Below are 23,200 nucleotides of genomic sequence, written 5' to 3'. Positions count from 1 at the left end.
TTCTAGTGTTTATATAAAATCGTAACGATTATTCTGGCGAATCAGGATAAATATAATCAAATTTAAAATATGTGTTTTGCAAGAGGTTTCTCTTTTGGGATTGGGGAAGAAAATGAGATGGTGGCTCTATTGATTAAGATCGCAGTCTGACTTTTATATAGAGATTTGAAAATCAAAGAAATCGTAGCTTTTTTTCTTGATGTAAACTCTTTTTAGGTTTCCAATTAGAAAAGGCATAAACGAGAAGAATCCATCATCGAAAGGTGATTTCTTTTGTTAAAGAAAAACGGAGGAACGAACATGGAAGATAACCATACACTAACCGCATTAACAGGAGTAAAAGTAGGACATTCTACTCATATCGATAAATGGACAGGATGTACCGTTGTTACGTTTGACCGTGCCCTTCCGGTAGCATATACCGCTTACGGAGGAGCATCCAGTACGTTTAACACGGATACCCTGAACCTTGGTAAATCCTATTATCGGCGGCATGGTCTATTTGTTGCAGGAGGCTGTTTACCTGGACTAATGAGTGCTTCAGCGATTATGGAACGGATGATCGAAGATGGGATCGGAGATAGATCAGCGAATATCATCAATCCAAGTATCAGCGGGGCGATTGTGTATGACTTGGGGACAAGGATTGCACAATTCAACGCAGATTACGGACGAGAAGCATATGATAATGCAAGTGACCAGCCTGTTCCAAATGGAAATGTAGGGGCTGGGACAGGTACAACCGTTGGAAAATTTCACTATTTAGAGGCTGGCCGTTCGTTTCCTGGGATGAAAGCAGGGATTGGATCAGCGAGAGTGGATCTCGGTAATGGCATGATCATATGTGCTTTATCTGTCGTCAATGCGGTCGGGAATGTGGTGTTGCCGGATGGAACGATCCTTGCTGGTAATCGAGGGGAAAATGAACCCTTCCTCTCTTATGATGAAATAGAGGACTTCACAACACAAGACAGCATGAATACAACGATCTCCATCGTTGGGATTAATGTAGATTTACATACAATGGAAAATTACGATCGGATTGCCCATCTTGCTTCACATGGGCATGTAAGAGCGATTTATCCTGTACATACTTCCATTGATGGGGATGTGGTGTTTGTCTTTTCGACAGAGGAGATAACAACGACCAAGAAAGACCCAAATTGGCCAAGTGCCGAAGTAGATAAGATTGGCAATGCAGCGGCTAAAGCAGTACAAGAGAGCATATATCATGCTTGTAGGGAGGCATCATCCATTTCGTTTGAAGGGGCATATAAAAATAGGGTACCGAGTTGTAAAGAATATAGTTGGTGACGTATCGCTTCTGTGATGCGTCTTTTTTTGGTGCTGTTATTTGTATTTTCATATTGTTGAAAAGTGCCACGTTTTTGTATCTTTGTTTTGATATACTAGAAGAAATCATTGCCATGCGATAGGCCGTCTTGAGAGATGGCCGGAATGGATGTGAAATGCGACTGCCGATGATGCTTAGCCCCGAGATTCGACGCGAGCTGGCGTTTGAGGGCTTTCCTCTGTTCTCCGAGGATCTTCCTCTGCTTCATGACCAGATCAAGGAGGATCCGTCGGTTCTCTATGAGATGTTGGAGAAGCAGGATCAGGGCGATACTCCGCTCCTTCTCTGGTATGTGAATGTGACGGAATCGTTCTCTGGTGGAATGGAGATGACCACGGAGGAACTGGCATCCCATCTGAACTCTTCCACGGAGATGACAACAGATTGCGAGAAGGTCATTCGCAATCACCCTGAGATGATTTGTCACCAGGGGGAAAGCTTCTTTGGATTCCCTTGTGATGACAAGGAAGTGGATCAGGATGAGTACACCTTTTACGACCTTGGTGATCTGTCCTGCGGGGATATCGTGATGAAGCGAGCCCCGCTGAAGGACACCAATGGACGTGATATGCGGTTCTGCTGGGTCATCATCCAGAAGGTGGAGAACGGCGAGTTCCTCTACATCGAGGTGGAGCATCCGAGCATGAGCTAGTCCTCCGACAGCGTGGCAACGTCCCTGTGTTCGATTCCATTAGGATTCGGGCACAGGGGCGATGCATTTTTAAGTATTGGATATGTATCCTGAATAATATCTTAATATTCAGAAAATTATGTTTATCTATATATATTTAAATCACTTTGTTATTTGATTTGGTTCCCGGCTGAATCACTCCAGCCGGGAACGACACACCCGTTAAGGGTGTATGGAAGCTCTGACAGGTGTCAGGGCCTCACAGCGGGACACCAGCCTGCGTGTCCCTTGCCCCTCTTCGCTCCGCCCAGACAGAGACAGATCCTGATCTTGGGAAGCTTCTTACCCATTTCTGTACCTTACCTCTCGGAACCTAGCTTACAGGGTAATAATATAATAACATATTTTTGTTTGAATAAATACATTTTTATAATATATAGAAAAAGAGTTTGTACATTTGTTTATATTTGTAATGGAATTGGTTGATATTAAATGTGATGATCATTTAACCTTATGTTTTTAGTAGCTTTCATTTATATGTTTGGATTAAGTCAGCTCTGATAGAAGATTTTGCTATTAGGATTATGACTTTTGGTTGCTTGTTCAACTTGATAGGGGAGTAGTAGGGGAACCTTCCTTGCTGAGGCGTGCAGAACTCAACACTGGGCTCTGCACGCCCACCCGAAATGAATGGAAAAGAACATAAATCAAACCCTACCCGATCGGTTGGCCGGTGGGGGTTTTTGTTTTGGCAAATAATTAAGTAAGAACATACGAATATGCAAAATAATTAATTTTACTATATAATACAAGTAGTTCCGACTCACTCCTAGGAGAACCAATGGGAATGGAAAAGCAGCCGGTGGAGCCTGTGGTGACGAAGCAGGATGGACAGAAGTCCTCCCGTACGTTTTTCTCCGTACGAGGAATGGTGAATATCGCCATCTTCGCAGCGGGGTTTCAGCTGCTCCATGCCTTGTTCGTGAGCAGCGGTTCCCCCAACGTTATCTCTCTCCTTGTGTCGGCGGCCTTCTATACAAATGCAGCGATCTTCGCATCTCGGTTCAAGCCTGTGAATGACTTCCTTCAATGGGCTGTGTATTTCGGGACGCTGGTGACCGGCTCCCTGTACATGATCAAGGCCTACTCCGATGTAGACATGTGGGGTGCAGTACTCTCCACTGTCTTCGTCACGGGGTTCGGTCTGTTCTCCTGCATGGTCTATCTGAAGCGTAAGCGATAGATGTTCTCATTCAGGAAACGCCGGCTCCCCTTCTGTTCAGAAGGGGAGCCGGCAAGGGAAATTCGTTTTTGTTTCTATAGATATAACAAAAGAGCCTCTGTAATAAAGGCTCTTTATTTGTGTTTGGGTATAGCTTATGGATTATGGACAGCTTCTTTTGATAGTTACCATATAAGTTATCTATGTGCTATCACTGAAAAAATAATATACTTTGTACTACATTTTATTTAATGACGAATAATTGAATCACCTGAGGGTTTACTGCCATAACAAAACATCAATTATCCCCCCATCTAATTTTAGTATTAATTTCTAAAGCTTTTTGTTGATACATTTGCAATTTGTTTTGCTCCCCAATATTGAGGTAACAATATCCTAGATTGGTGACAATTTCACTCTCCTTTTGAAGATTTCCGCTTGTTTTTATATTTAACTCAGCGTCTTGATAGTACTGAATTGCTTGATCAAACTTTTTCTGTTCTACAAAACAATCACCTAGACGTATCAAACATTCAATAACATGTATCAAATCGTTGTGTCTTTTACTAATTTCAATTGCTTGATTAAATATTTTTTCTGCCTCTATCCAATTTTTTTGTTTTAAGTAGAGATCACCTAGTTCTACATATACAAAAACAAAGTCATGTTCAACGTTTATTCTATTTCTAAAGTTAAGAATAGCTAAGTAACATTTTTCAGCTTCTTGGGTCTTACCTAGATTACACAGAATAATACCGAGGGTAGTACGAAGAAGCAATAACAGATGAAAATATTTATTCTTCTGTGCAAGAATTACACCTTTCTGCGCATATTCCAATGCTTTTTGATACATTTGTAATTCATTGTAGATAGAAGCGTACATGTTGTGCATTTGAATGATAATATCTAAATGCACGATATACAATGCATCACAAACAGTGGAGTGTTGATTGATTTTCCTGTCTAATTCCTCGATGGCTTCTAATGCTTTCTCTGGTTCCTTTACCTTTTCTAAATAGATTCCCTTATTTAATAGCAAATGAAACAAATAATGTGCCCGTTCTCCTTCTTGTTCCAATTGGTTTATGCCATTTGTGGTGTATTGTAGTGCGTCTTTTAGTTGATCTTCATAATATGCAATCCTGCCTAGTTCATTCATACATGCAGAATAAAGATTGGTATATGCCAGATTGCCTTTTTGTTGTGCTAGTTCTGCTACTTCCCCAAATAACTTCTTCGCTTTCTCCCATTTTTTCTGTTCAAACGCACATCGACCAAGTAAAAAAGTATGCAAGGCATAGAGTGGTGTATTTTTTGGAATGGGGTAGGTGTGTTGAATGTGTTGGAGTTTCTGCAAAGCTTCCTCTGGGTCTGTGGAAATCATACTTTCTAAAGCCAATAGTGCCTCTTTCGCTTCTTGTTCTTGTTGTTCGGTCTCCTCTAGCATCGTCTGCATGGTATGGGTAAGTTCCAATTTTTTCAAAAGGTATTCGTACATCGCCTCGGTCACGATCGGAAGGCCTCGTTCTGCATTGCTGATCGTCGATTTGGATATTTGTTCGTCGGCTAAGTCATGGATACGCAGGCCCATTTCTGTTCGTCGCTTGCGGAGGATTGGACCAATTTTTTCAAGTGGTAGGTTCATCTATTCACCTCGTTTTGGAACAATGGATATCTTTTCCAAGATTTCTCTGTTTTAAAAGGTAAATCCTCCTTATGAGAGCGATATTTCCTAGGAAATGACAAAAGAATATAATGATTGAAAAAATTTACCTATTATTCTATGATTTTACCAATAATAGTAATGAAATAAAGGAGTTAGATACATGCTGCGAATCATGGTTGAAGGGGAAGCAAGCCAAGTAGATAAGTTTTGGGGTCATTTGAAAATGGATTCTACTCTGCATTTATGGGATCAAACCGAAATGATAAAACCAAATTCCAATGAAAAAAATAGAGTTTGTTATGTGCAGTTGAAAGAAAAAGAGCCTAGCCTTTCGCGGATTTGTATGACAACGGAGAACGGGGAGCTGATCTCGTTTGATTTGAGTAATTGTCAGGTGCTAGAGCTAGAAACGGGGAAGCAGTTAGTACTAGGTTATCATTATGATATTTTTGGTTCGTAATAGGGCGGTTGATAGGTTTTTGTTTATTTTTCTATTGTGACGTAGAATAAAAAAATTCATAAATAAATAATAAAGAGGTATTTCGTCTGGCTGTTCTTTGGTACGATTAAATTCAGTTGTAATCATCAATCAAGGAAGACGATGAACAATAAGGGTCAGAAGATTCGGGGCATCTCCGTTCTGTACGACGGCACCGCCGCAGCATTTTCTGGGGAAATTTCCATTCACATAAAACGCAACGGAATTTTATTTCCGTTGCGTTTTATGTTATAATAAGAGCATGCAAATAAAGCATTGTATTATTTTTATCCAGGAATATTGTATTCAAATAAACGCAACAGAAATGGACAGAAAGGATCTGGAATAATGAAAGGGTTTTCTCTGCCTCTGCTGGATGAATATGAAGTGTATCTGACACAGTGCAAAAGTGGTCAAACCGTGGATGCTTATTTACGAGTCCTTCGACAGTTTATCGAGTGGATGGGAGAATGTTCTGGAAACAAAGAACAGTTTTTGATACAGCAATTATCTCGTGAAAACGTAGAGATTTTCCTTGGCGAACTAAAGTCCAAAGGATACAGCAGTGCACATCTGAACAAAGTTCGCGCCGCGCTGAGCCGTTTTGCAAATTGGCTCATTCAAGAAAAACACTTACTATCGCAAAACCCCGCACATGATGTCTATGTTCCCCCTCCAGTCACGGTCGCTCCACGAGAACTGAGTGATGACCAACGACATATACTCCAAACGTTAGTAGAAAGACAACGAAATCTTCGTGGAGAAGCGATTTTTGCTTTGGGTTACTGGGCAGGATGCCGTGTCTGTGATGTGTCATGGCTTCAAGTAGAAGATTGTCATATCGGTCCAAAATCGGGTTGGATTACGGTTGGAAATAAGAGTGGCAAAAAACGTGACATTGATCTGCTAAATAAGGTACGTAAACTGTTATACCAGTACTTGCATAGTGAAGAACGAAAAAAGAAAGAGAGTACGTTTGTATTCCTCTCCCAAAAGTCTGAACATCTTAGCGAAAATGGTATTCATCGCTGGTTTGCTAGTCTAAAAAAGAAAGCTACAAAAACAGAGTGGGAACTTATTCACGATATTACTTTTCATGAACTGCGACAGGATTTTGCACATCGAGCAATCAAAGCGGGATGGAGTTTAGATGAAATTGCTTACTATCTTGGACACGTCACGAAGCAAGGAGCACCTCTAATTCAAAACACTGCGAAGTACACTTCCGTGAATCGGGATCAACTAAAGGCAAAATTGAAAGCGATAGATTAAGGGGCCATCTTTCTGCTATTAAGAGAACCAAAGCTATGATGTCCTTATATAACATCCTCTTACTGCTTGAATTCATCAGAAAAAATAAAGGGAGGTACAAGTTATGGGAGAAATTGTATCTGCAACCGAACAAATAAATCATAAAAAATTAACAGCCGCAAAAATACTAAAACGGGGAACCTTGATTCTGTTAGGTGCACTATTAGTAGCGGTTGGATTGGAAATCTTTCTTGTTCCCAATCAAGTTATAGATGGTGGAGTAGTTGGTATTTCGATTATGTTGTCCCATCTTTCCGGATGGAATTTAGGGATTTTCCTTTTTGTATTAAACTTACCGTTCTTTTTCTTAGGGTATAAACAGATAGGAAAAACATTTGCGATTTCTACTTTATTTGGGGTTCTTGTCATGTCTATTGGGACGGTATGGCTCCACCCTGTTCCTCCTTTAACAGAAGATCCACTATTAGCCGCAGTATTCGGCGGAATTATCATTGGGATAGGTATTGGTCTTGTTATTCGTTATGGGGGATCATTGGATGGTACAGAGATATTGGCGATTATGTTTAATAAAAAGATCCCTTTTTCGGTAGGTCAGACGGTCATGTTTTTTAACATCTTTATTTTAGGAAGTGCGGGCTTTGTGTTTGGATGGGATCGTGCCATGTATTCGTTGATCGCCTATTTCATCGCTTTTAAAGTTATCGATATCACGATAGAAGGATTTGAAGAGACAAAGTCTGTGTGGATCATTAGCGAAAAATCAAAAGATCTTGGGGATGTTATTTTACATCGTTTAGGACGTGGAGTTACTTATTTAAATGGCGAAGGAGCATATACAGGAGATGATAAAAAGGTAATCTTTTGTGTGGTGACACGTTTAGAAGAAGCAAAACTCAAGGCGATTGTAGAAGATATTGATCCAGCCGCTTTTCTGGCTATTGGCAATATCCATGAAGTCAGAGGAGAAAGCTTTAAGAAACGAGATATTCACTAGAACTTTTCTTATATTTATTACGCTGTGACCTCTAGGTGTACACCTAGAGGTCATTTTGCTTGAGTAAAAAAGGGCTAAAATCTTTTTTGTTTAATTTAAAAGCTTATCCTGTAATTTTTTTAATTAGATATTGTATAATTCTATATGAATAAAGCATTGATTATTTTCCGTGAGATTGTATATTGTTTGCTTCAATAGAAAGATTAAAACAAAAGAGCTGTCCGGATTTATATACAGAGGAGGGATCAGGTTGAAAAAGAAGCTTTTATTGCTCGCAACAGGTGGAACCATTGCATCGATTCAAGGAGAAAAAGGATTAACGCCAGGGATGACCCCAGATGAGTTCATTCGCTTTGTAGAGAAGATCCCTCTACTCGATCAACTAGATACCAAAGTATTGATGAATATTGATAGTACCAATATGCAGCCCGAATCATGGGTGACGATAGCGGAGGCAGTTCGAGATCACTATGATTTATATGATGGATTTGTTATCACACACGGTACAGACACAATGGCGTATACCTCTGCTGCTTTGTCGTATATGCTGCAACAAGGCAATAAACCAATTGTTTTGACAGGTTCTCAAGTACCAATGAGTTTTGAAATTACGGATGCCAAACGAAATCTCCAAGATGCCATTCGGTTTGCTTGTGAAGATATAAGTGGTGTATTTGTTGTATTTGATGGGCGAGTTATTCAGGGAACAAGAGCAGTGAAGATCAAAACAAAAAGCTATGATGCATTTGAAAGTGTCAACCATCCCTATATCGGTTATGTAAACAATCAAGATGTGACCTATCCATTAGGGAGACCTACAAATGATAATCATCTTCTCCTTTGTGATACATCTCTTTGTACAGATGTGATCGTACTGAAGTTATATCCAGGGATAAAACCGGATATATTCGATTACCTCAAGCAAGAGGTATATAAGGGGGTTATTGTGGAAAGTTTTGGTAGTGGCGGAATCCCAATAGTCGGCCGTAATCTATTGCCAAAGATTGAAGAGTTAATCGATAGTGAGATATCAGTAGTGATCACCACACAATGTTTGGAAGAGGGAGAAGACCTGCATTTGTATGAAGTTGGACGCAATATTGTAGAGAAAAGTATCATTCATACAAAGAATATGAATACGGAAGCCATAGTGGCAAAACTAATGTGGACTTTGGGGAAAAGCGAAGAACCAAGCGAAGTAAAGAAGATCATGGAAAGACCAATTGCTTTCGATAGATCATAAAACATCAGGAGAGGTGGCAATACCTTTGCCGTATTGCCACTTTATTTTTTCACGATTTCAATTTTTTCATTTGCATGATTCGTTGGTAAGATGGACGATCTTTGCGAAACACCAACATTCCTGGTTTGATGTTAATTTCGTATATCCACAATTCCCCTCTTTCATCGATTCCGATATCGAGTCCAAATTCTGTCCACTTAGGAAATGCGCTACCAAAGGTTTTGGTTGCTTCTAAAGAAAGGGCAGTTAGTTGCTCGATATAATTTTCACTTTTTGCTTCATCAAACTCCAAGTGATCTTTTAATAAAGATTGGATAGGGACAGGAGTACCGCCACTATATGCATTTGTAGCAACTCCCCGTTTTGTAGCAACACGGCCAATGATGGCCCCCATTTCCCATTTGCCGTCTATACGCACCAGATGTGTTCGGATATCAAATAATCGTTTTTTCACTGTATAACTGGCAATTCCTCTTTGAATGAGATACTTTCGTTTCATTTTTTCTCGCTGAATACAACGTAGTAAAGCATCTATAGAAGCCAGACGATATGTTTTATCGCGGTCGCGTGGTTTTATCAAATAGTAATTTTTTTTGCGTTCAATACGAATAACACCCTTACCTTGACAAGAGTTATTCGGTTTGACATAGACCGTGGGGTATTTGTGTAACATATTTTGTAAGTTGGCTTTGGTTAACTGGTGATATTCGGGGATATGTGGTGCAACATAGTGGTTGCTGGCAAGAATCTTGGCATTGCCTATCTTACTAATCTCTTTTTGCAATGTTTCTCACCCACCTGTCAGATCCGTTTACGTTTAGTTTATGAGTAGGGGCTTTGGTATGTAAGTGCTATTGCCCTTTGAAGGGTTTTTATTACAGATAGAAATAGAGTAGGAGAATAAAAGTAAATGGGATAGCAGTTTTGTTATAATATGCATTATTTAAATAATTTTTTTATAAGGTGGGTGTAAATTGGAATCATTAGATATACATCGAAATGACCAAGAGAATATACAGAAGAGGTTGTATTACATTTTTCCTAAAGAAAACCCACAATTATTGATAGATTTTACCAAAGATCGAAACGATATTGTTTATATAGAGGATGTAGATACCCATATACTTGTAGAACTTGATGATGACGAAGAGTATTCCAGAGAAGTAGAGATTGTATTTTTTCCAGAAAATAAAAAAACAGAAATGGAGGAATGGATTCGCCAAAAAGAAGGAGAAGATGTAAAACAAATACTGGTGGTAGGAGGAAGTATTTTTTACTGCCTTGATCTTCTTTTCATAGAAGAGGAGAGTGGAGGATGTCTAGGTACAATTATCGTATTATTTTTTATTTTTGCACCTATTTGGTTCATCTTAGCTATTATTTTTATTTATCTACATATTTTTTCATAAAAAGCTCTGAAGTCTATAATTTTGGAAAAGCGTTGCGGCCGGCCCAAATCAAGGGCCGGCCACATGTCTACCTGAAAGCCCGTACCAAGACGCGGTCTTTCAGGCGCTCAATCTCAGGGATGAACAATTCATCCCTGAGGAAACGAAACGGTTCGGTCAATTCTTTAAAGAGGAATCCTCTTGATGTGATGCTGAAAAACACTTTTCCTTGATGGAGCAGAAAAACTTGTTCTAGGCTTGGATTTATCTCGAAACAAAGGTGTCGATCTTCGATGGGATAATCGATGAAAATTATCCCATTTCTGCAAGTCACTTTGTCTTTGTTCCATGTGACTTGGTCAGGATGTGCAGTGAAGACAGTAATGGAAACGGGACCATAAGCACCAGTGAAGGAGTATATTTTTTCCCCTTTCAGTGTGTGAGTATCAGTTGCTGGTCTATCCAAAAGCCAATCGCCATCCGTGTTTTCCTTTATCTCCAACATAAGATAAGTATATCTTAATCGTGTATAAAATAATTGAAATATGTTAATAAAGGTTGGTTTTTCGTGAACCTCTCTCCAATGAATAGGAGAGATTCTTGTTTCATTGGGTCGACTCATGCCAGTCCCTTCACGAAGGCTAGTTCCTAGCCCATTGCGTTTTATGAGTTGCCCCAAATCATCTCATAGTGGAGATTCAGGCAACGCTCTCTTTCATCTACCCCATTGAAACGGGAAGGATTCCCGTTCGTAAGTCCTAAAACAAAAAAAGATCCAAACGGATCTTTTTTATCCCAACTGAAGAAAGGGATCTTGTTTTTCCTTTTTTTTCTTCTCTACAAATCGCTTCATCCGTTTCATTGCTTCTCCCAATCGATCCAAAGAAGTGGCATAAGAACAACGGATATGCTCTGTTCCACTTGGGCCAAATACTCCTCCAGGAACTACTGCGACCCCTTCTTCTAACAAAAGTTGTTCAGCAAATGTCTCTGCATCTAGCCCTGTAGAGGCAATGGATGGGAAAGCATAGAAAGCTCCTTCTGGGTTCATACAAGTCAGTCCCATTTCGGAAAGAGAATGAACGACAAAACGACGTCTTCGATCATATTGTTGCATCATATTATTGCATTCTTGCAGCCCGTTTTGTAGTGCTTCAAGAGCAGCAATTTGGCTCATTCGTGGTGCACAGAGTGCGGTATATTGATGGATTTTTAACATTCCACGAAATAGCGGTTCAGGTGCGGCAATAAAGCCGATTCGCCAACCTGTCATCGCAAAAGATTTGGAGAATCCATTGATTAAGATGGTGTGATCTTTCATACCGTCAAAGGATGCGATGGAGACATGTTTTTTTCCGCCATAAGTAAGTTCTGCATAGATTTCATCTGAAATGACGATCAACTCATGTTTTTTGACAAATTCCACGATGGGAGCGTAGTCTTCTGCTGTCATAATCGCACCAGTGGGGTTATTTGGATAACAGAGAATAAGTGCCTTTGTATTTGGAGTTACTCTTCGTTCCAAATCTTCTACACGTAATTTGAACCCTTCACTCGCATGCGTAGCAACAGGTACAGGAATACCACCTGCTAGCACAACACAAGGCTCGTATGAGACATAAGATGGTTCTACTACGAGTACTTCATCACCAGGACAGAGGAGCGCACGCAATGCAAGGTCAATTGCTTCGCTGCCGCCAAACGTTGTAATAATTTCTGTTTCAGCATTGTATGTTAATTGAAATTGCTTTTGTAAGTAATTCGAGATAGCGGAAAGGAATTCTGGCAAACCTTGATTAGAAGTGTAGCTGGTTGGCCCGTGTTCTAGCGAATCCGTTACTGCTTTACGAATGTGATAAGGAGTAACAAAGTCTGGTTCTCCCACACCAAGGGAAATAGCATCTGGTATTTGATTGACAAGATCGAAAAAACGACGTATTCCAGAGGGAGCCATATCTCGCACGATCGGAGATAATTTAGACTCTAAATCCATGACAAACACAACCTTTTCCTGAATAAATTAAGGGGCAATATGTAATCGATTATCAGGACTGTCTGTATCGAGTAGAACATTTGCCTCTTTGTATTTTTTTAAGACGAAATGAGTTCTTGTGTTGACGACAAAGTCTAATGGGGCTAGTTTTTCGGTTACAAAAAGACCTACTGCTTCCAAAGAATCCACTTCCAGCGAAATGGATAAATCGTAAGCACCAGACATCAAGTATACATTTACCACTTCTTCATACATAGCTATTCGTTTTGCGATCACATCAAAACCATAACCATGTTGGGGAGTAACTTGTACATCGATCAGAGCGCGGACTCTTTGTTTTCCGATTTTTTTCCAATCTATCACACATTGATAGGCGATGATAGCTTGTTTTTTTTCCAATAACGCAATCGTCTCATCTACCAGTTCGATTGGCTGATTTACAATATGTGCGATCTGTTCGATGGTGAGTCGAGCATTCTCAGTCAGCAACGATAGTATCTCTTCTTGCAGTTCCATGTCTCTTTCGCCCCTTTCTCGATCAATGGGTAGTCTGCAAAATCTGCGTTCCCTATATACTAATACAAAAAAAGAGCCCATGGGCCCTTTTTTCTTAAGATAGCTATAATCGAACGAATGAGTCCTTTGGTTATGCAGATAAAATATAAATACCTATAAAATGTCTTTACTTTTTGAATAGATTTTTAATGATGAAAAGAGCATTTGCTGGTCTCTCTGCGAGACGTCTTGTAAAATAGGGATACCATTCTTTGCCAAATGGTGTATAAACTCTTACTTTAAATCCATCTGCAACGAGCTTTTTAGCAAGATCACTTCGAATGCCATACAACATTTGAAATTCATATAGATGATCTGGGATATTATTTCCCTTCAACCATGTAATCAATGGATGAATCATGTTTTCATCGTGAGTAGCAATAGCTGTATATGCTCCGTTTAACAAATGTTGCTTGACAAGAGCAATGTATTGATCATCCACATCTTTTTTGGATGGGTAAGCTACTTCTTTTGGTTCTTTGTAAGCTCCTTTTACCATGCGAAGGTTGACACCTTGTTTTCCTAAATTTTCCACATCTTTTTCCGATCGATACAAATAAGACTGGATAACAAGTCCGATGTTAGCGCTTCCAAATTCATTTAACAAAGTTTGGAAAATCTCCATCGTAATGTCGATCCGAGGGGTATCCTCCATATCAATTCGTAAAAAATTATTGGTTTCTTTTGCTTTTGTTACGATTTCCCTCATATTTTCTAAGCAAAAGGAAGAATCTATATCTAGGCCAAGTTGTGTTAACTTGACGGAAACGTTTGTTTTGGTCAACCCAGCTGCATAAATTGCTGCATAGGTATCGATTGCCATGCGTGTAGCTTCCAATGCCTCTTCCTTTGAGGTAACGCTTTCACCTAAGTGATCCAATGTCACCCATAGATTTTGATCGTTCAGTTCACTTGTACGTTTGATTGCTTCTTCTAAGGTGACTCCAGCAATGAATCGCCCAGCACCCAGTTTCATCCCATATTTGCTTGCAAAGGAGCGGATAACCCGATTCGCAGCTAGTGATAAAACTACTTTTCTGGCAAATGACATGACTACACCTACTTATAATGAAATAATGAATATAGTTTAATTTATAGTTATTATTATACAAATTCTAGAGAAAATAGACAATAGATCGTTGTAAATGATTGTTTTTGATCGATTTCTGCGTTACAATTTTATCGAGTTATAAAAAATAGGAGGAAAAAATTCTATGATTCCGTTTCGCAATGAACCATTCACCGATTTTTCTCTGAAAGAAAATCGCAAAGATTTTGAGGCTGCCTTAGATAAGGTAAAGTCCGAATTAGGGCAAGAATACGATGTGATTATCGGTGGAAAACATATCAAAACTGAACAAAAAGTAGATTCCATCAATCCTTCTAATACAAAAGAAGTAGTAGGTATTGTGTCAGAAGCAGATGAAAAGCTTGCAGAACAGGCGATGCAGACTGCTGTAGATGCATTCGCATGGTGGAAACATGTAGAGCCAGCAGCTCGTGCACGTGTATTGTTCAAAGCAGCTGCCATTTTACGTCGTAAAAAGCATGAGTTCTCTGCTTGGATGGTTGCCGAAGCTGGTAAAAGCTGGCCAGAAGCAGATGGAGATACAGCAGAAGCGATTGACTTCATGGAGTTTTATGGCAGGGAAATGCTTCGTCTCAGCGAACGTCAACCAATCACACCTTTAATTGGAGAGCAAAATGAGTTAGTTTATCTACCAATTGGTGTTGGTGCGGTTATTCCCCCATGGAACTTTCCATTAGCTATTACGGTTGGAATGACAACAGCAGCGATTGTAGCTGGAAATACCGTTGTGTTAAAACCTGCTACACCTACCAATGTAATCGCTTACCAATTTGTCAAAATACTTGAGGAAGCTGGTCTGCCAGCAGGTGTTGTCAACTATGTTCCAGGTCCAGGCCCTGTAGTTGGTGAATACATCGTCAAACACCCAATGACTCGTTTTATTTCCTTTACTGGTTCTCGTGAAGTTGGCCTGCGGATCAATGAAAAAGCAGCACAAACTGCACCTGGACAAAAATGGATCAAACGTGTTGTTGCTGAGATGGGTGGGAAAGATTCGATCGTAGTAGATGAAGATGCAGATCTTGATCTAGCAGCGGACAGCATCGTAAAATCTGCATTTGGATTCGCTGGACAAAAATGTTCCGCTTGTTCACGCGCAATCGTGCATAAAAACGTTTATGACGAAGTATTAGCGAAAGTAACCGAGAAAACCAAGAGTTTAAAACTAGGCGAAGCACAAGATGTTACCATCGATCTTGGTCCTGTAGTGGATGACAAAGCTTATAATAAAATTTTAGAGTATATCGAGATTGGGAAAAAAGAAGGACGCTTAGTAGCAGGTGGAGAAAAAGGAGACGAGCATGGATACTTTATTCAGCCTACCGTCTTTGCTGATGTAGATCCAAAAGCACGCATCTCCCAAGAAGAAATCTTTGGACCAGTACTTGCATTTATCAAAGCAGATAGTTTTGACGAAGCGTTAGACATCGCCAATGATACAGAGTTTGGTCTCACTGGTGCCGTTATTTGCCGCGATCGTCTCAAACTAGAAAAAGCACGCAAAGAATTCCATGTTGGTAACTTGTACTTCAACCGCAAATGTACAGGTGCATTGGTTGGTGTTCATCCATTTGGCGGATTTAATATGTCTGGTACAGATTCCAAAGCTGGCGGACGTGACTATCTCTTGTTGTTCTTGCAAGCACAATCGCTTTCCGAAGCGCTTTAAGTTTATTCATAAAGTATGAAAAGACCACTAGAAAGTGGTCTTTTTTTTCGTAATCAAAGTAAAGGTGATTGGAAAATGCAGTGGTAAACATACAGTTCGATTATTTATAGAAAAAATAGTAGATATTCGCTTGGGCGGTGTTGGTTGAATGTTTTTCTATCTCAACCAACACCACCCGGCCCCTATAAGGGATTACTTCTGGTTGCCCTTGGCCTCTTCCTGAAGGTGCAGACCGAGGTGCCGCAGGCCTTCGATCATCGGTTCGAAGTGGTCTCCTACTGCATTCTTTCCAGAAGCCAAGCGATGTGCATCCCGACGGAATTCACGTGCGAGAGGAGAAGTGAGACGGTAGGTATTTCCCTTGGTGGCGAGTTCAATGAGCTGGCGAAGTGCACACTCAAGAAGAGTGAGTTGCATGCGCAACGCAGACTTAGAGCGAATACTGTCATCCGCTCGCTTGATGGTGGTGATCTCGCTCTTGAAGGCCTCGATCGCCTTCTGCTTGTGATCGACAGGACGGGTCTGCTGGGACATGAAGTCTCCTAATAGGGATCGGTTGTTGCGCCTTCAGTATAAAGGAAGGAAAGTTAGTTGAGAAGTACATTTTTAGAAGAGAATAGATAGATGATGTGGGGTGGTGAAGGTAACAAGTACACAACACCACCTTGTTTCTCACTCGGAAGGGAAGGTGAAGGCCAAGTAGGGGAGAATGGCCTCTCGCACGAGTTTGGAGTAGGGTGTTCCTACTAGCTCTTTACCCTGTCGAAGAAGGTTGGCATTGAACCACAATTCGATAACCCAACCTGTGTTTTTGCTCGGGTTTCGTGTGAAGATGAACTTCTTCAAGGTCTCGAAATCATGGATACGAGCCTTTAGAGCGAGTATGGTGTCCTCACTGTGTTTTTTTTTTCCGCCAAACCATCTCCAAAGCAGATTTCCAGATCCTTGACGTTGGATGTCTTTTTTTAGTTGGTTTATCCCTTCGTCAATGGCACGAAAAGCTTCTTCTCTTATGATACTCATTTCCGTCCTTCGAAAGAGAAACAATGACATGAATTATTATACAATAGAACGGATAATAATTCATAACAAAGATTAAAAAAAGCCCCATCTAGGGCTTTTGATTTTTATATGGGAGGATGCGATTATCGATTGAATCGAATGTTCACATCCATCCTACTAGAGTAGGCCCCCCCATGTGGAGATCTAGTTAGATCTCGCAGCGAAGCGAATCAGTGCTTCCACGACCGGGATGTAGCCCAGAAGGAGATCTTCTCCTCTGCGGAGTCGATCAACCTCATTCTGGATCTGCTCCTGAAAGTCGCAAAGCACGAGGCAACCTCCATCTCGGACGAAGCACTCGAGGACGTAGATTCGATCTCGGTCCTCTTGTACCTGAGTCTGCGAGTAGAGTGCTGCGATCTCAGCATCTGCGGCTTCAAGTGTCTGGATCTTCATGGTGGCCTTTCCTGTAGCAGGAATACTTGGATATTTATTATACGATAAAATCGGAATTAACGGAATACTTTGATCGAATCAATATAATAGTCAATTGGAGCATCACCTTGTGGAGCGCGTTTCCCATTATCGATCGATAGATTGGCAATCATATAAGCAGACCAATCGGGGCCTACACCAGTCTGATCAGAGAATACTGCTTTTAAATCTTTTTCCGAAGAACCGACATACCATGTATTACTCGTCTCTCCGATTTTTGTTCCAATGTAGACCCATTTATCAGGTCCGATAAGGTCTTTGTCCTCATAAATGGAGCCAGCTGGATTGACATGGTTGGTTAACTCCAATTTATGTGGTTGGTCTGAATGCCATTCGAAAACATCAATCTCGTTTCTACCATCTTTCCATGTCCAAAATCCGGGCCATGCCCCAACATTTCCAGTAGGGAGTTTGACATGTGTCAAGAGAAAATCACCTGGTTTTACAAGGAATTGATCCCCGCCGGAATCACAGGAATCCCCATTGGTAACCAAACCCGTATCCCAAAAGCCGTTGCTTTTTGGTGTTGCATGAATATGAAGATTTCCATTTTCTATTTTCATTGCCTCTGTGGTGAGGTTGTCCAACTTATTGTTTTTGGGATTGGTGGTGCAAAATTCATAAGCTGCTGTTTTCCATCCCCATTTTTTTCCTGAACCGACTTGAAGATCGTCAAAATCTTCTTGGAAAACGATCTTTCCTATTAACGGATTATCTTCATCGGCTTTTGTTGCATTTGTTTGAATACAAAAACTTGCAAGTAAAGTAAACGTGGCAATGGATATTTTCTGGACTTTATTCATGTCATCCCTCCAGTACGATGCTTATCAATCATTGTAAACGATTTCTATTTCAATTATTTTGTCTATTTAGCAAAAAAAAGGACTTTTTTTGTCCTTTTCACTTTCCATACGTTAATGGGAGACTCACTGTCATTTTGGTTCCTTTTCCTACTTCGCTTTTTACCGTTATCGTTCCTAGATGGAGTTCAACGATTTTTTTCACAATTGATAGTCCAAGTCCACTACCAGCAGCATTTCGGTTTCGTGATTTATCTCCCTTATAAAATCGTTCAAAGATATGTTGTTGATCTTCTGGATCAATACCAATGCCGTTATCGATGAATTCTACGATCGTATTTTCAACTATATGTTTTAATGTAATGGAAATAGTACTATTTTCTCCAGTGAATTTCATGCTATTATGCAACAGATTGATCCAGACTTGATTGAGTAGGTCTTCGTCTGCTGTTATCTCTACTTCCGATAGAATGGGTTCAATTGTAATTTTTTTGGCTAGCCATTGTGGTTCATTTGCAAGGATCACTTGTTGCAATTGTTTATCTAGGCGATATGTTTTTACAGAGAAAGGATGATGTTCCGATTCTAAAGAAGTCAATTTCATTAAGTTATCACTTAACTTGGATAGACGGTTACTTTCGGTGATAATGATATCCAAGTAACGATTACGTTGACTGGGAGAGATAGCATCATTTTGCAGTGCACGTGCAAACCCACGTATCGAAGTAAGTGGGGATTGTATTTCGTGTGACACATTGGAGATGAAAGCCTGTCTCATTGCTTCCATTTCGCTCAATTCCTCTGCCATATCATTGATGCTTGAAGCCAAAGTAGCAAAAGGGTGGCCCATATTGGTACGGCCTAGGTTTAGTTTTACATTAAAATCTCCTTTTCTAATTCGACTTAAAGCATCGATGAGGAGATGAAATACATCATCTCGACGGGAACGAAAAAGTTTGCCGATGAGATAGAAAGAGCTTATCATCAATATAAATCCAAATAGACCGATAACGAGATCTTTTATATACTCATTTGTTACCATTTCTAGGGTAGGAAAAACAAGATGGATAACCCAATAGGAGATAGACCAGAAGAAAATCACAATTCCTATTCCAGATAGAGACCCCAATACTCTTTTCCTCTTAGACATCTTTGACGACCTCCAAACGGTATCCTAACCCACGAACGGTTCGAATACAAAAGGAAAATCGTTCTTCTGGAAAACGTTCACGCAATCGTTTTACATGAACATCAATCGTTCGCTCGTCTCCCGCAAAATCATAGCCCCAAATACGCTCGATCAAGTGTTCCCGAGTTAAGGTGCGATTGGGGTAGTTGGCAAATTCAAATAAGAGCTCAAATTCTTTTAGCGGAATGGATATGGGAGATTGTCTGTATAAAATCTCGTGTCTGGATTGATCCAATAGCAGCTCTCCTACTTGTACCCGGTTGGAGGAAATAATTTGATAACGCCGGAGTAAGGCTTTGACTCGCATCATAAGTTCTTCTACTTCGAATGGCTTGGTTAAATAATCATCTGTACCAGCACGAAAGCCTTTTATTTTATCTGTTGTTTCCCCTTTTGCTGTTAGCATTAAAATAGGGAAATCATAATATTTTCGCAGTTCTAAGCAGAGTTCCCATCCATCCATTTTTGGCATCATTATGTCTAAAATGACCATATCTACTTGAGAAGTTTCCAGTTGTTTAAGTGCATCTTTTCCATTGACGGCTTCTTGTACTTCTAATCCTTCTTGTCGAAGAAAGATACAAACAACTTCACGAATGTGATCATCATCGTCTACAACCATAACACGTGCCATTTGTGTGATCTCCTTTTTGTCGAGTAGTAATTACATTTTAGAGGTCTTGTATGAATAGAAGATGAACAATTATTGTTTCAAATGAACAAGAAGAAAGATTTTCCTTTTTGGTTTTTCCTTGATGGTAGTATAATATAAAATGGTTAACAAGATTGAGGAGGGATAAAGATGGGTATTAACGGTTTTGAATGGATTCTGATCGTAATCGTTGCACTCCTCCTTTTCGGTCCGAAAAAATTACCTGAACTTGGAAAAGCAGTAGGAAAAAGCTTTCGTGAGTTCAAAAATGGTATGAGCGGCGTTTTGGATGACGAAGAGAAGAAAGTTACGAAAAGCGAAGCGAATAAAGGAAATTAATTTATTTTAGTAGATAATAAGAAAAGAAGAACATCTCATGGAGAAAGGAGATGTTCTTCTTTTTTTTGTGTTTTGGCAAACTTTTTTAAGATGAAATTGATGACAAGCGTTGTGACATAGAGGGAAATCACGGTAAGTATTGCCTTTTGCCATCCAAATAAAAAGGTGCCGGCAATCACGATCGCTACATTGATGAGAAACATAACAGTACCGATGGACCAAGTATATTTTTGGTTAATCACGATAGATACAATATCTGTTCCTCCCGTAGCCCCTCCTGCTAAAATCACCATCCCTATTCCCACACCAGATAAGATGCCACCCAGTATTCCTCCAAAAAACGCATTCGGAACACTAGGGAGAAAAGCGAACAAAGAAAGTAACAGCGAAAGGATCACGGTGCCCCAAATACTTTTTAGTAAAAATTGCATCCCAATGGACCGCCATCCAACAAAAAACAATGGAATATTGAGTACCAGATAAATTACTCCTAAGGAAATAGGGAAGAAATGGGCGATCAAAAGTGCAATACCGCCCATTCCGGATACTAGTAAGTCATTTGGTTTGATGAATAGATGAAAGGCAGCAGCCAAGATACAGGTGCCAATTGTGATATACAGATAATCATAAATCTCTTTTTTTGTCTTATTTTTCATTGTTTTAAGCTTTCTGCCACAAGATCCAATGCTCGATCTATTTCCTTTTCTTCTGTAAAAAAGTGAGGTGCTAGTCGAATGACATCTGCGCGTGCAGAGCCAATTACTTGATGTTCTGCTAAATAATTTTCTACTTTATGTGCATCGTTAACACGGATAGCAGTAGATGCACCCTTTAATGCGGGATTTAATGGGCTTGCGATTTCCAGACCACGCTTGGCAGCTTCTATGAGTGTGTGGCTGGATAGTTCTTGAATGCGCTGTTCAATACGGTCCATTCCGACTTCTAGTAAGAAATCCATTCCGCCACGAGCAGCAAAAGCCGCAATAACAGGGGGAGTACCTGTATTGAATCGTCGAGCCCCTTCTGCAAAATCAAGGTGTGTAGCATCAAAATGAAACGGATTGATGCGGCCAAACCAACCAGTCATTGCAGGTTCTAATTGTTCGGCAATCTCTTTTTTAACATAGAGGAAAGCCACTCCAGGAATACCGAGCAAGTACTTCAAATTACCAGATGCGAGCATATCGATGTCTAGCTCTTTTACATTGATGTCACATGTTCCGAGTGACTGATAGGCATCAACAAAAACTTTTGCTCCATGTTCATGTGCTTTTTTAGCAAAAGCGGCTAGATCTTGTTTTGCTGAATTATAGTAACCGACATGGTGGATGGATACGAGTGCAGTATCTTTGTTGATGATCCCATCGAGCTGATCGGCTGAGTATAGGCCGTCATCAGAAGTGATGAACGATACATCCACCAATCCTTTTTTCGTAAAGCTATTCCAAACATGACCGACCGAAGGAAATTCTGCTTCTGTTGTGATCACTTTTTTTCGCCCGTTCCAAGGAAAAGTACTAGCAATACTCGTGACGGCATCTGAGACACAACTAACAACGGCGATTTCGTCGACATCAGCATGGATAAGTTTTGCAAAACTAGCTTTTGCTTTTTCTACACCTGTCATCCAATAGTCCCAATCCATTCCTATCGTTCGCCAATTGTGAAAGTATTCATCCATGGCGTTCAAAACAGGTAGCGATTGTGGTGCTTGCGAGCAATTTCCAAGGTGAATTTTTTCGCTAAGAATAGGAAACTCTTTTCGATATGAAGATAAACTCATTGGTTAGCTCTCCTTCCATAAAAGTAGTAAGAAATAAGAACCAAAACGATCCAAGGTGCACCGAAGTACCAAGCATATTGCCAATCTGCGCTAAACAGCATCGTGACCATGATCCCAATGAGAAGGAGTAAGCCTGCGAAAGCTGGTATTGGATGCAATGGCGCGTGATACGATAAGCTTTGCAGTTTTCCATTTTCTTTACGGAACCGTAAGAAAGTAATAAAGATCATGATCCAGACGAAGATACCACCAAAGATGGAGATGCCAAACAATTGACCAAAAGCATTTGGAGTGAGGACATTGAGCAGCATGGCGATAGCTAGTCCCACACTCGAAGCCAGCAAGGCATTAAATGGTACACCGCGTTTGTTCAGTTTTCCGAGTGCTTTCGGTGTATAGCCACCACGGCCAAGAGAGAAAATCATTCGGCTACATAAATATAAGTTTGTATTCATACTGGAAAGTGCTGCTGTTAAGACGACAAAGTTCATAATTCCGGCTGCATATGGAATCCCGAGTGAAGCGAACACTTTTACAAAGGGGCTTTCTGTTACCGCATGTGCACCTGTGTGTTCCCATGGAACGACAGCAAGCATGATTCCAAGAGATAAGATATAGAAGATGATCAATCGAAAAACCATTGTACGCATGGCTTTTGGGATTGCCTTTTGTGGATCTTTTGCTTCCCCGGCAGTAACAGCAACGACTTCTACACCATAGAAGCTAAAGATTGCCATCAATACGGCCATCCATACACCTGAAAATCCATTTGGCATAAATCCACCGTTGGAAGTATAGTTGCTAATTCCTGTTGGTTCCGTGCCAAGTCCAAAGATGACACAAATTCCTAGTATAATGAACACGATAATTGCTGTGACTTTAATTGTAGAAAACCAATATTCAAATGCGCCAAAGTTATTGACAGATCGAGCATTGACAAAAATGATAACGGCTGCAAAAACGATAATCCATAACCAAGCGGGTACAGCAGGAAACCAGTACTTCATATAAAGAGCGACGGCTGTTGCCTCCCCGCCAATCGCTATCACTTGGGCTCCCCAGTACGTATATCGTACCAAATAACCTGCCCAAGGCCCAATATATCGCTCCGCATGGGAACCAAAAGAACCAGAAGTAGGGTGAGCCATGGTCATTTCTGATAAACACATCATCATCGTAAGTGCAATAAGGGCAGCAATAGCATAACTGATTAATACACCAGGTCCAGCATAACTAATCGCGATCCCTGATCCCATAAACAATCCAGTTCCTACCGCACCACCAATGGCGATCATCGTCAATTGTCGCTGCGAAAGCTTTCGTTGCAAATCATTCTCACGTTCAAAGATTGCTTCTTGTTGTTTAGACATGTTGTCACCCCTATT

General features: G+C 40.3%; 25 protein-coding genes. 10 read left to right on the top strand and 15 right to left on the bottom strand.

Going from position 1 to position 23,200, the window contains the following annotated elements:
- Window positions 1-300: 300 nt before the first annotated feature.
- From A3GQ_RS0115925 to A3GQ_RS0115915, 3 genes are all read left to right on the top strand, one after another.
- Window positions 301-1,314, top strand: a complete 1,014-nt coding sequence (locus A3GQ_RS0115925; RefSeq protein ID WP_028777907.1) for a P1 family peptidase — start codon at window positions 301-303, stop codon at window positions 1,312-1,314.
- 155 nt (window positions 1,315-1,469) lie between these two features.
- Window positions 1,470-2,006: a hypothetical protein gene (locus A3GQ_RS0115920; RefSeq protein ID WP_028777906.1), complete on the top strand. Its 537-nt coding sequence runs from the start codon at window positions 1,470-1,472 to the stop codon at window positions 2,004-2,006.
- Between the two features lie 826 nt (window positions 2,007-2,832).
- Window positions 2,833-3,228: a hypothetical protein gene (locus A3GQ_RS0115915; protein ID WP_156877765.1), complete on the top strand. Its 396-nt coding sequence runs from the start codon at window positions 2,833-2,835 to the stop codon at window positions 3,226-3,228.
- A 277-nt stretch (window positions 3,229-3,505) separates the two neighbouring features.
- On the opposite strand, the gene A3GQ_RS0115910 is transcribed toward A3GQ_RS0115915, so the two are convergent.
- Window positions 3,506-4,852: a helix-turn-helix domain-containing protein gene (locus A3GQ_RS0115910; protein WP_028777904.1), complete on the bottom strand. Its 1,347-nt coding sequence runs from the start codon at window positions 4,850-4,852 to the stop codon at window positions 3,506-3,508.
- A 181-nt stretch (window positions 4,853-5,033) separates the two neighbouring features.
- Between A3GQ_RS0115910 and A3GQ_RS0115905 the strand changes: the two genes are divergently transcribed.
- From A3GQ_RS0115905 to A3GQ_RS0115890, 4 genes are all read left to right on the top strand, one after another.
- Window positions 5,034-5,333 (top strand): hypothetical protein, encoded by a 300-nt coding sequence (locus A3GQ_RS0115905; RefSeq protein WP_028777903.1) that lies wholly within the window; start codon window positions 5,034-5,036, stop codon window positions 5,331-5,333.
- Window positions 5,334-5,699: 366 nt separating this feature from the next.
- Window positions 5,700-6,623: a tyrosine-type recombinase/integrase gene (locus A3GQ_RS0115900; RefSeq protein WP_028777902.1), complete on the top strand. Its 924-nt coding sequence runs from the start codon at window positions 5,700-5,702 to the stop codon at window positions 6,621-6,623.
- Window positions 6,624-6,726: 103 nt separating this feature from the next.
- The gene (locus A3GQ_RS0115895) at window positions 6,727-7,617 is read left to right on the top strand and encodes a YitT family protein (RefSeq protein WP_051271914.1); all 891 of its coding nucleotides are present in this window, start codon (window positions 6,727-6,729) and stop codon (window positions 7,615-7,617) included.
- A gap of 250 nt (window positions 7,618-7,867) precedes the next feature.
- Window positions 7,868-8,860 (top strand): asparaginase, encoded by a 993-nt coding sequence (locus A3GQ_RS0115890; RefSeq protein ID WP_028777900.1) that lies wholly within the window; start codon window positions 7,868-7,870, stop codon window positions 8,858-8,860.
- Between the two features lie 49 nt (window positions 8,861-8,909).
- Here A3GQ_RS0115890 and A3GQ_RS0115885 read toward each other — a convergent pair whose 3' ends face one another.
- A complete protein-coding gene (locus A3GQ_RS0115885) occupies window positions 8,910-9,644 on the bottom strand; it encodes a YheC/YheD family protein (protein ID WP_028777899.1) in 735 nt (244 codons plus the stop codon).
- 190 nt (window positions 9,645-9,834) lie between these two features.
- Between A3GQ_RS0115885 and A3GQ_RS0115880 the strand changes: the two genes are divergently transcribed.
- A complete protein-coding gene (locus A3GQ_RS0115880) occupies window positions 9,835-10,269 on the top strand; it encodes a hypothetical protein (protein WP_028777898.1) in 435 nt (144 codons plus the stop codon).
- 67 nt (window positions 10,270-10,336) lie between these two features.
- On the opposite strand, the gene A3GQ_RS0115875 is transcribed toward A3GQ_RS0115880, so the two are convergent.
- The 4 genes from A3GQ_RS0115875 to A3GQ_RS0115860 all read right to left on the bottom strand — a co-directional run bounded on the left by A3GQ_RS0115875 (window position 10,337) and on the right by A3GQ_RS0115860 (window position 13,847).
- Window positions 10,337-10,870 carry a hypothetical protein gene (locus tag A3GQ_RS0115875; protein WP_028777897.1) on the bottom strand — a complete coding sequence of 178 codons (534 nt, stop codon included), beginning with the start codon at window positions 10,868-10,870 and terminating at the stop codon, window positions 10,337-10,339.
- Window positions 10,871-11,038: 168 nt separating this feature from the next.
- A complete protein-coding gene (locus A3GQ_RS0115870) occupies window positions 11,039-12,241 on the bottom strand; it encodes an aminotransferase class I/II-fold pyridoxal phosphate-dependent enzyme (RefSeq protein ID WP_051271911.1) in 1,203 nt (400 codons plus the stop codon).
- Window positions 12,242-12,268: 27 nt separating this feature from the next.
- Complete coding sequence (locus A3GQ_RS0115865; RefSeq protein WP_028777895.1) at window positions 12,269-12,757, bottom strand: Lrp/AsnC family transcriptional regulator; 489 nt, start codon at window positions 12,755-12,757, stop codon at window positions 12,269-12,271.
- 166 nt (window positions 12,758-12,923) lie between these two features.
- Window positions 12,924-13,847, bottom strand: coding sequence for a proline dehydrogenase family protein (locus tag A3GQ_RS0115860; RefSeq protein ID WP_028777894.1), 924 nt, complete (start codon window positions 13,845-13,847; stop codon window positions 12,924-12,926).
- Between the two features lie 163 nt (window positions 13,848-14,010).
- Between A3GQ_RS0115860 and pruA the strand changes: the two genes are divergently transcribed.
- Complete coding sequence (gene pruA, locus A3GQ_RS0115855) at window positions 14,011-15,555, top strand: L-glutamate gamma-semialdehyde dehydrogenase (RefSeq protein WP_028777893.1); 1,545 nt, start codon at window positions 14,011-14,013, stop codon at window positions 15,553-15,555.
- Window positions 15,556-15,747: 192 nt separating this feature from the next.
- On the opposite strand, the gene A3GQ_RS0115850 is transcribed toward pruA, so the two are convergent.
- The 6 genes from A3GQ_RS0115850 to A3GQ_RS0115825 all read right to left on the bottom strand — a co-directional run bounded on the left by A3GQ_RS0115850 (window position 15,748) and on the right by A3GQ_RS0115825 (window position 19,675).
- The gene (locus A3GQ_RS0115850) at window positions 15,748-16,089 is read right to left on the bottom strand and encodes a hypothetical protein (protein ID WP_028777892.1); all 342 of its coding nucleotides are present in this window, start codon (window positions 16,087-16,089) and stop codon (window positions 15,748-15,750) included.
- Between the two features lie 138 nt (window positions 16,090-16,227).
- On the bottom strand, window positions 16,228-16,578 hold the full coding sequence (locus tag A3GQ_RS0115845; RefSeq protein ID WP_028777891.1) for a hypothetical protein: 351 nt from the start codon (window positions 16,576-16,578) through the stop codon (window positions 16,228-16,230).
- A gap of 183 nt (window positions 16,579-16,761) precedes the next feature.
- Window positions 16,762-17,013, bottom strand: a complete 252-nt coding sequence (locus A3GQ_RS0115840; protein WP_028777890.1) for a hypothetical protein — start codon at window positions 17,011-17,013, stop codon at window positions 16,762-16,764.
- Window positions 17,014-17,069: 56 nt separating this feature from the next.
- Complete coding sequence (locus A3GQ_RS24630; protein ID WP_051271908.1) at window positions 17,070-17,855, bottom strand: LamG domain-containing protein; 786 nt, start codon at window positions 17,853-17,855, stop codon at window positions 17,070-17,072.
- A 97-nt stretch (window positions 17,856-17,952) separates the two neighbouring features.
- Complete coding sequence (locus A3GQ_RS0115830) at window positions 17,953-19,002, bottom strand: sensor histidine kinase (RefSeq protein ID WP_028777889.1); 1,050 nt, start codon at window positions 19,000-19,002, stop codon at window positions 17,953-17,955.
- On the bottom strand, window positions 18,995-19,675 hold the full coding sequence (locus tag A3GQ_RS0115825; protein ID WP_028777888.1) for a response regulator transcription factor: 681 nt from the start codon (window positions 19,673-19,675) through the stop codon (window positions 18,995-18,997). Before A3GQ_RS0115825 ends, A3GQ_RS0115830 begins: the two co-directional genes overlap by 8 nt.
- 168 nt (window positions 19,676-19,843) lie before the next feature.
- Between A3GQ_RS0115825 and A3GQ_RS0115820 the strand changes: the two genes are divergently transcribed.
- Window positions 19,844-20,032 carry a twin-arginine translocase TatA/TatE family subunit gene (locus tag A3GQ_RS0115820; RefSeq protein ID WP_028777887.1) on the top strand — a complete coding sequence of 63 codons (189 nt, stop codon included), beginning with the start codon at window positions 19,844-19,846 and terminating at the stop codon, window positions 20,030-20,032.
- 35 nt (window positions 20,033-20,067) lie between these two features.
- Here the strand turns inward: A3GQ_RS0115820 and A3GQ_RS0115815 are convergent, their stop codons facing one another.
- Genes A3GQ_RS0115815 through A3GQ_RS0115805 form a run of 3 tightly spaced genes read right to left on the bottom strand, consistent with a single transcriptional unit; the run spans window position 20,068 to window position 23,185 of the window.
- Window positions 20,068-20,688: a YitT family protein gene (locus A3GQ_RS0115815; RefSeq protein WP_028777886.1), complete on the bottom strand. Its 621-nt coding sequence runs from the start codon at window positions 20,686-20,688 to the stop codon at window positions 20,068-20,070.
- Window positions 20,685-21,815, bottom strand: coding sequence for an aminotransferase class V-fold PLP-dependent enzyme (locus A3GQ_RS0115810; protein WP_028777885.1), 1,131 nt, complete (start codon window positions 21,813-21,815; stop codon window positions 20,685-20,687). The genes A3GQ_RS0115815 and A3GQ_RS0115810 overlap by 4 nt, the downstream gene beginning before the upstream one ends.
- Complete coding sequence (locus tag A3GQ_RS0115805) at window positions 21,812-23,185, bottom strand: amino acid permease (RefSeq protein WP_028777884.1); 1,374 nt, start codon at window positions 23,183-23,185, stop codon at window positions 21,812-21,814. Before A3GQ_RS0115805 ends, A3GQ_RS0115810 begins: the two co-directional genes overlap by 4 nt.
- Window positions 23,186-23,200 lie beyond the last annotated feature (15 nt).

This window comes from Shimazuella kribbensis DSM 45090 (assembly GCF_000428065.1).
Lineage (GTDB): Bacteria > Bacillota > Bacilli > Thermoactinomycetales > Thermoactinomycetaceae > Shimazuella > Shimazuella kribbensis.
Note: the sequence above shows the minus strand (reverse complement) of the source record. Positions and strands in the feature narration are given on the sequence as shown.

Bases quoted from the DNA above. Each gene is read 5' to 3' on its own strand.
- A3GQ_RS0115815 (WP_028777886.1), bottom strand. From the start codon at position 20,688: ATGAAAAATAAGACAAAAAAAGAGATTTATGATTATCTGTATATCACA.
- A3GQ_RS0115850 (WP_028777892.1), bottom strand. From the start codon at position 16,089: ATGTCCCAGCAGACCCGTCCTGTCGATCACAAGCAGAAGGCGATCGAG.
- A3GQ_RS0115830 (WP_028777889.1), bottom strand. From the start codon at position 19,002: ATGTCTAAGAGGAAAAGAGTATTGGGGTCTCTATCTGGAATAGGAATT.
- A3GQ_RS0115820 (WP_028777887.1), top strand. From the start codon at position 19,844: ATGGGTATTAACGGTTTTGAATGGATTCTGATCGTAATCGTTGCACTC.
- A3GQ_RS0115845 (WP_028777891.1), bottom strand. From the start codon at position 16,578: ATGAGTATCATAAGAGAAGAAGCTTTTCGTGCCATTGACGAAGGGATA.
- A3GQ_RS0115895 (WP_051271914.1), top strand. From the start codon at position 6,727: ATGGGAGAAATTGTATCTGCAACCGAACAAATAAATCATAAAAAATTA.
- A3GQ_RS0115920 (WP_028777906.1), top strand. From the start codon at position 1,470: ATGCGACTGCCGATGATGCTTAGCCCCGAGATTCGACGCGAGCTGGCG.
- A3GQ_RS0115910 (WP_028777904.1), bottom strand. From the start codon at position 4,852: ATGAACCTACCACTTGAAAAAATTGGTCCAATCCTCCGCAAGCGACGA.
- A3GQ_RS24630 (WP_051271908.1), bottom strand. From the start codon at position 17,855: ATGAATAAAGTCCAGAAAATATCCATTGCCACGTTTACTTTACTTGCA.
- A3GQ_RS0115915 (WP_156877765.1), top strand. From the start codon at position 2,833: ATGGAAAAGCAGCCGGTGGAGCCTGTGGTGACGAAGCAGGATGGACAG.
- A3GQ_RS0115900 (WP_028777902.1), top strand. From the start codon at position 5,700: ATGAAAGGGTTTTCTCTGCCTCTGCTGGATGAATATGAAGTGTATCTG.
- A3GQ_RS0115840 (WP_028777890.1), bottom strand. From the start codon at position 17,013: ATGAAGATCCAGACACTTGAAGCCGCAGATGCTGAGATCGCAGCACTC.
- A3GQ_RS0115805 (WP_028777884.1), bottom strand. From the start codon at position 23,185: ATGTCTAAACAACAAGAAGCAATCTTTGAACGTGAGAATGATTTGCAA.
- A3GQ_RS0115905 (WP_028777903.1), top strand. From the start codon at position 5,034: ATGCTGCGAATCATGGTTGAAGGGGAAGCAAGCCAAGTAGATAAGTTT.
- A3GQ_RS0115825 (WP_028777888.1), bottom strand. From the start codon at position 19,675: ATGGCACGTGTTATGGTTGTAGACGATGATGATCACATTCGTGAAGTT.
- A3GQ_RS0115865 (WP_028777895.1), bottom strand. From the start codon at position 12,757: ATGGAACTGCAAGAAGAGATACTATCGTTGCTGACTGAGAATGCTCGA.
- pruA (WP_028777893.1), top strand. From the start codon at position 14,011: ATGATTCCGTTTCGCAATGAACCATTCACCGATTTTTCTCTGAAAGAA.
- A3GQ_RS0115860 (WP_028777894.1), bottom strand. From the start codon at position 13,847: ATGTCATTTGCCAGAAAAGTAGTTTTATCACTAGCTGCGAATCGGGTT.
- A3GQ_RS0115810 (WP_028777885.1), bottom strand. From the start codon at position 21,815: ATGAGTTTATCTTCATATCGAAAAGAGTTTCCTATTCTTAGCGAAAAA.
- A3GQ_RS0115875 (WP_028777897.1), bottom strand. From the start codon at position 10,870: ATGAGTCGACCCAATGAAACAAGAATCTCTCCTATTCATTGGAGAGAG.
- A3GQ_RS0115870 (WP_051271911.1), bottom strand. From the start codon at position 12,241: ATGGATTTAGAGTCTAAATTATCTCCGATCGTGCGAGATATGGCTCCC.
- A3GQ_RS0115925 (WP_028777907.1), top strand. From the start codon at position 301: ATGGAAGATAACCATACACTAACCGCATTAACAGGAGTAAAAGTAGGA.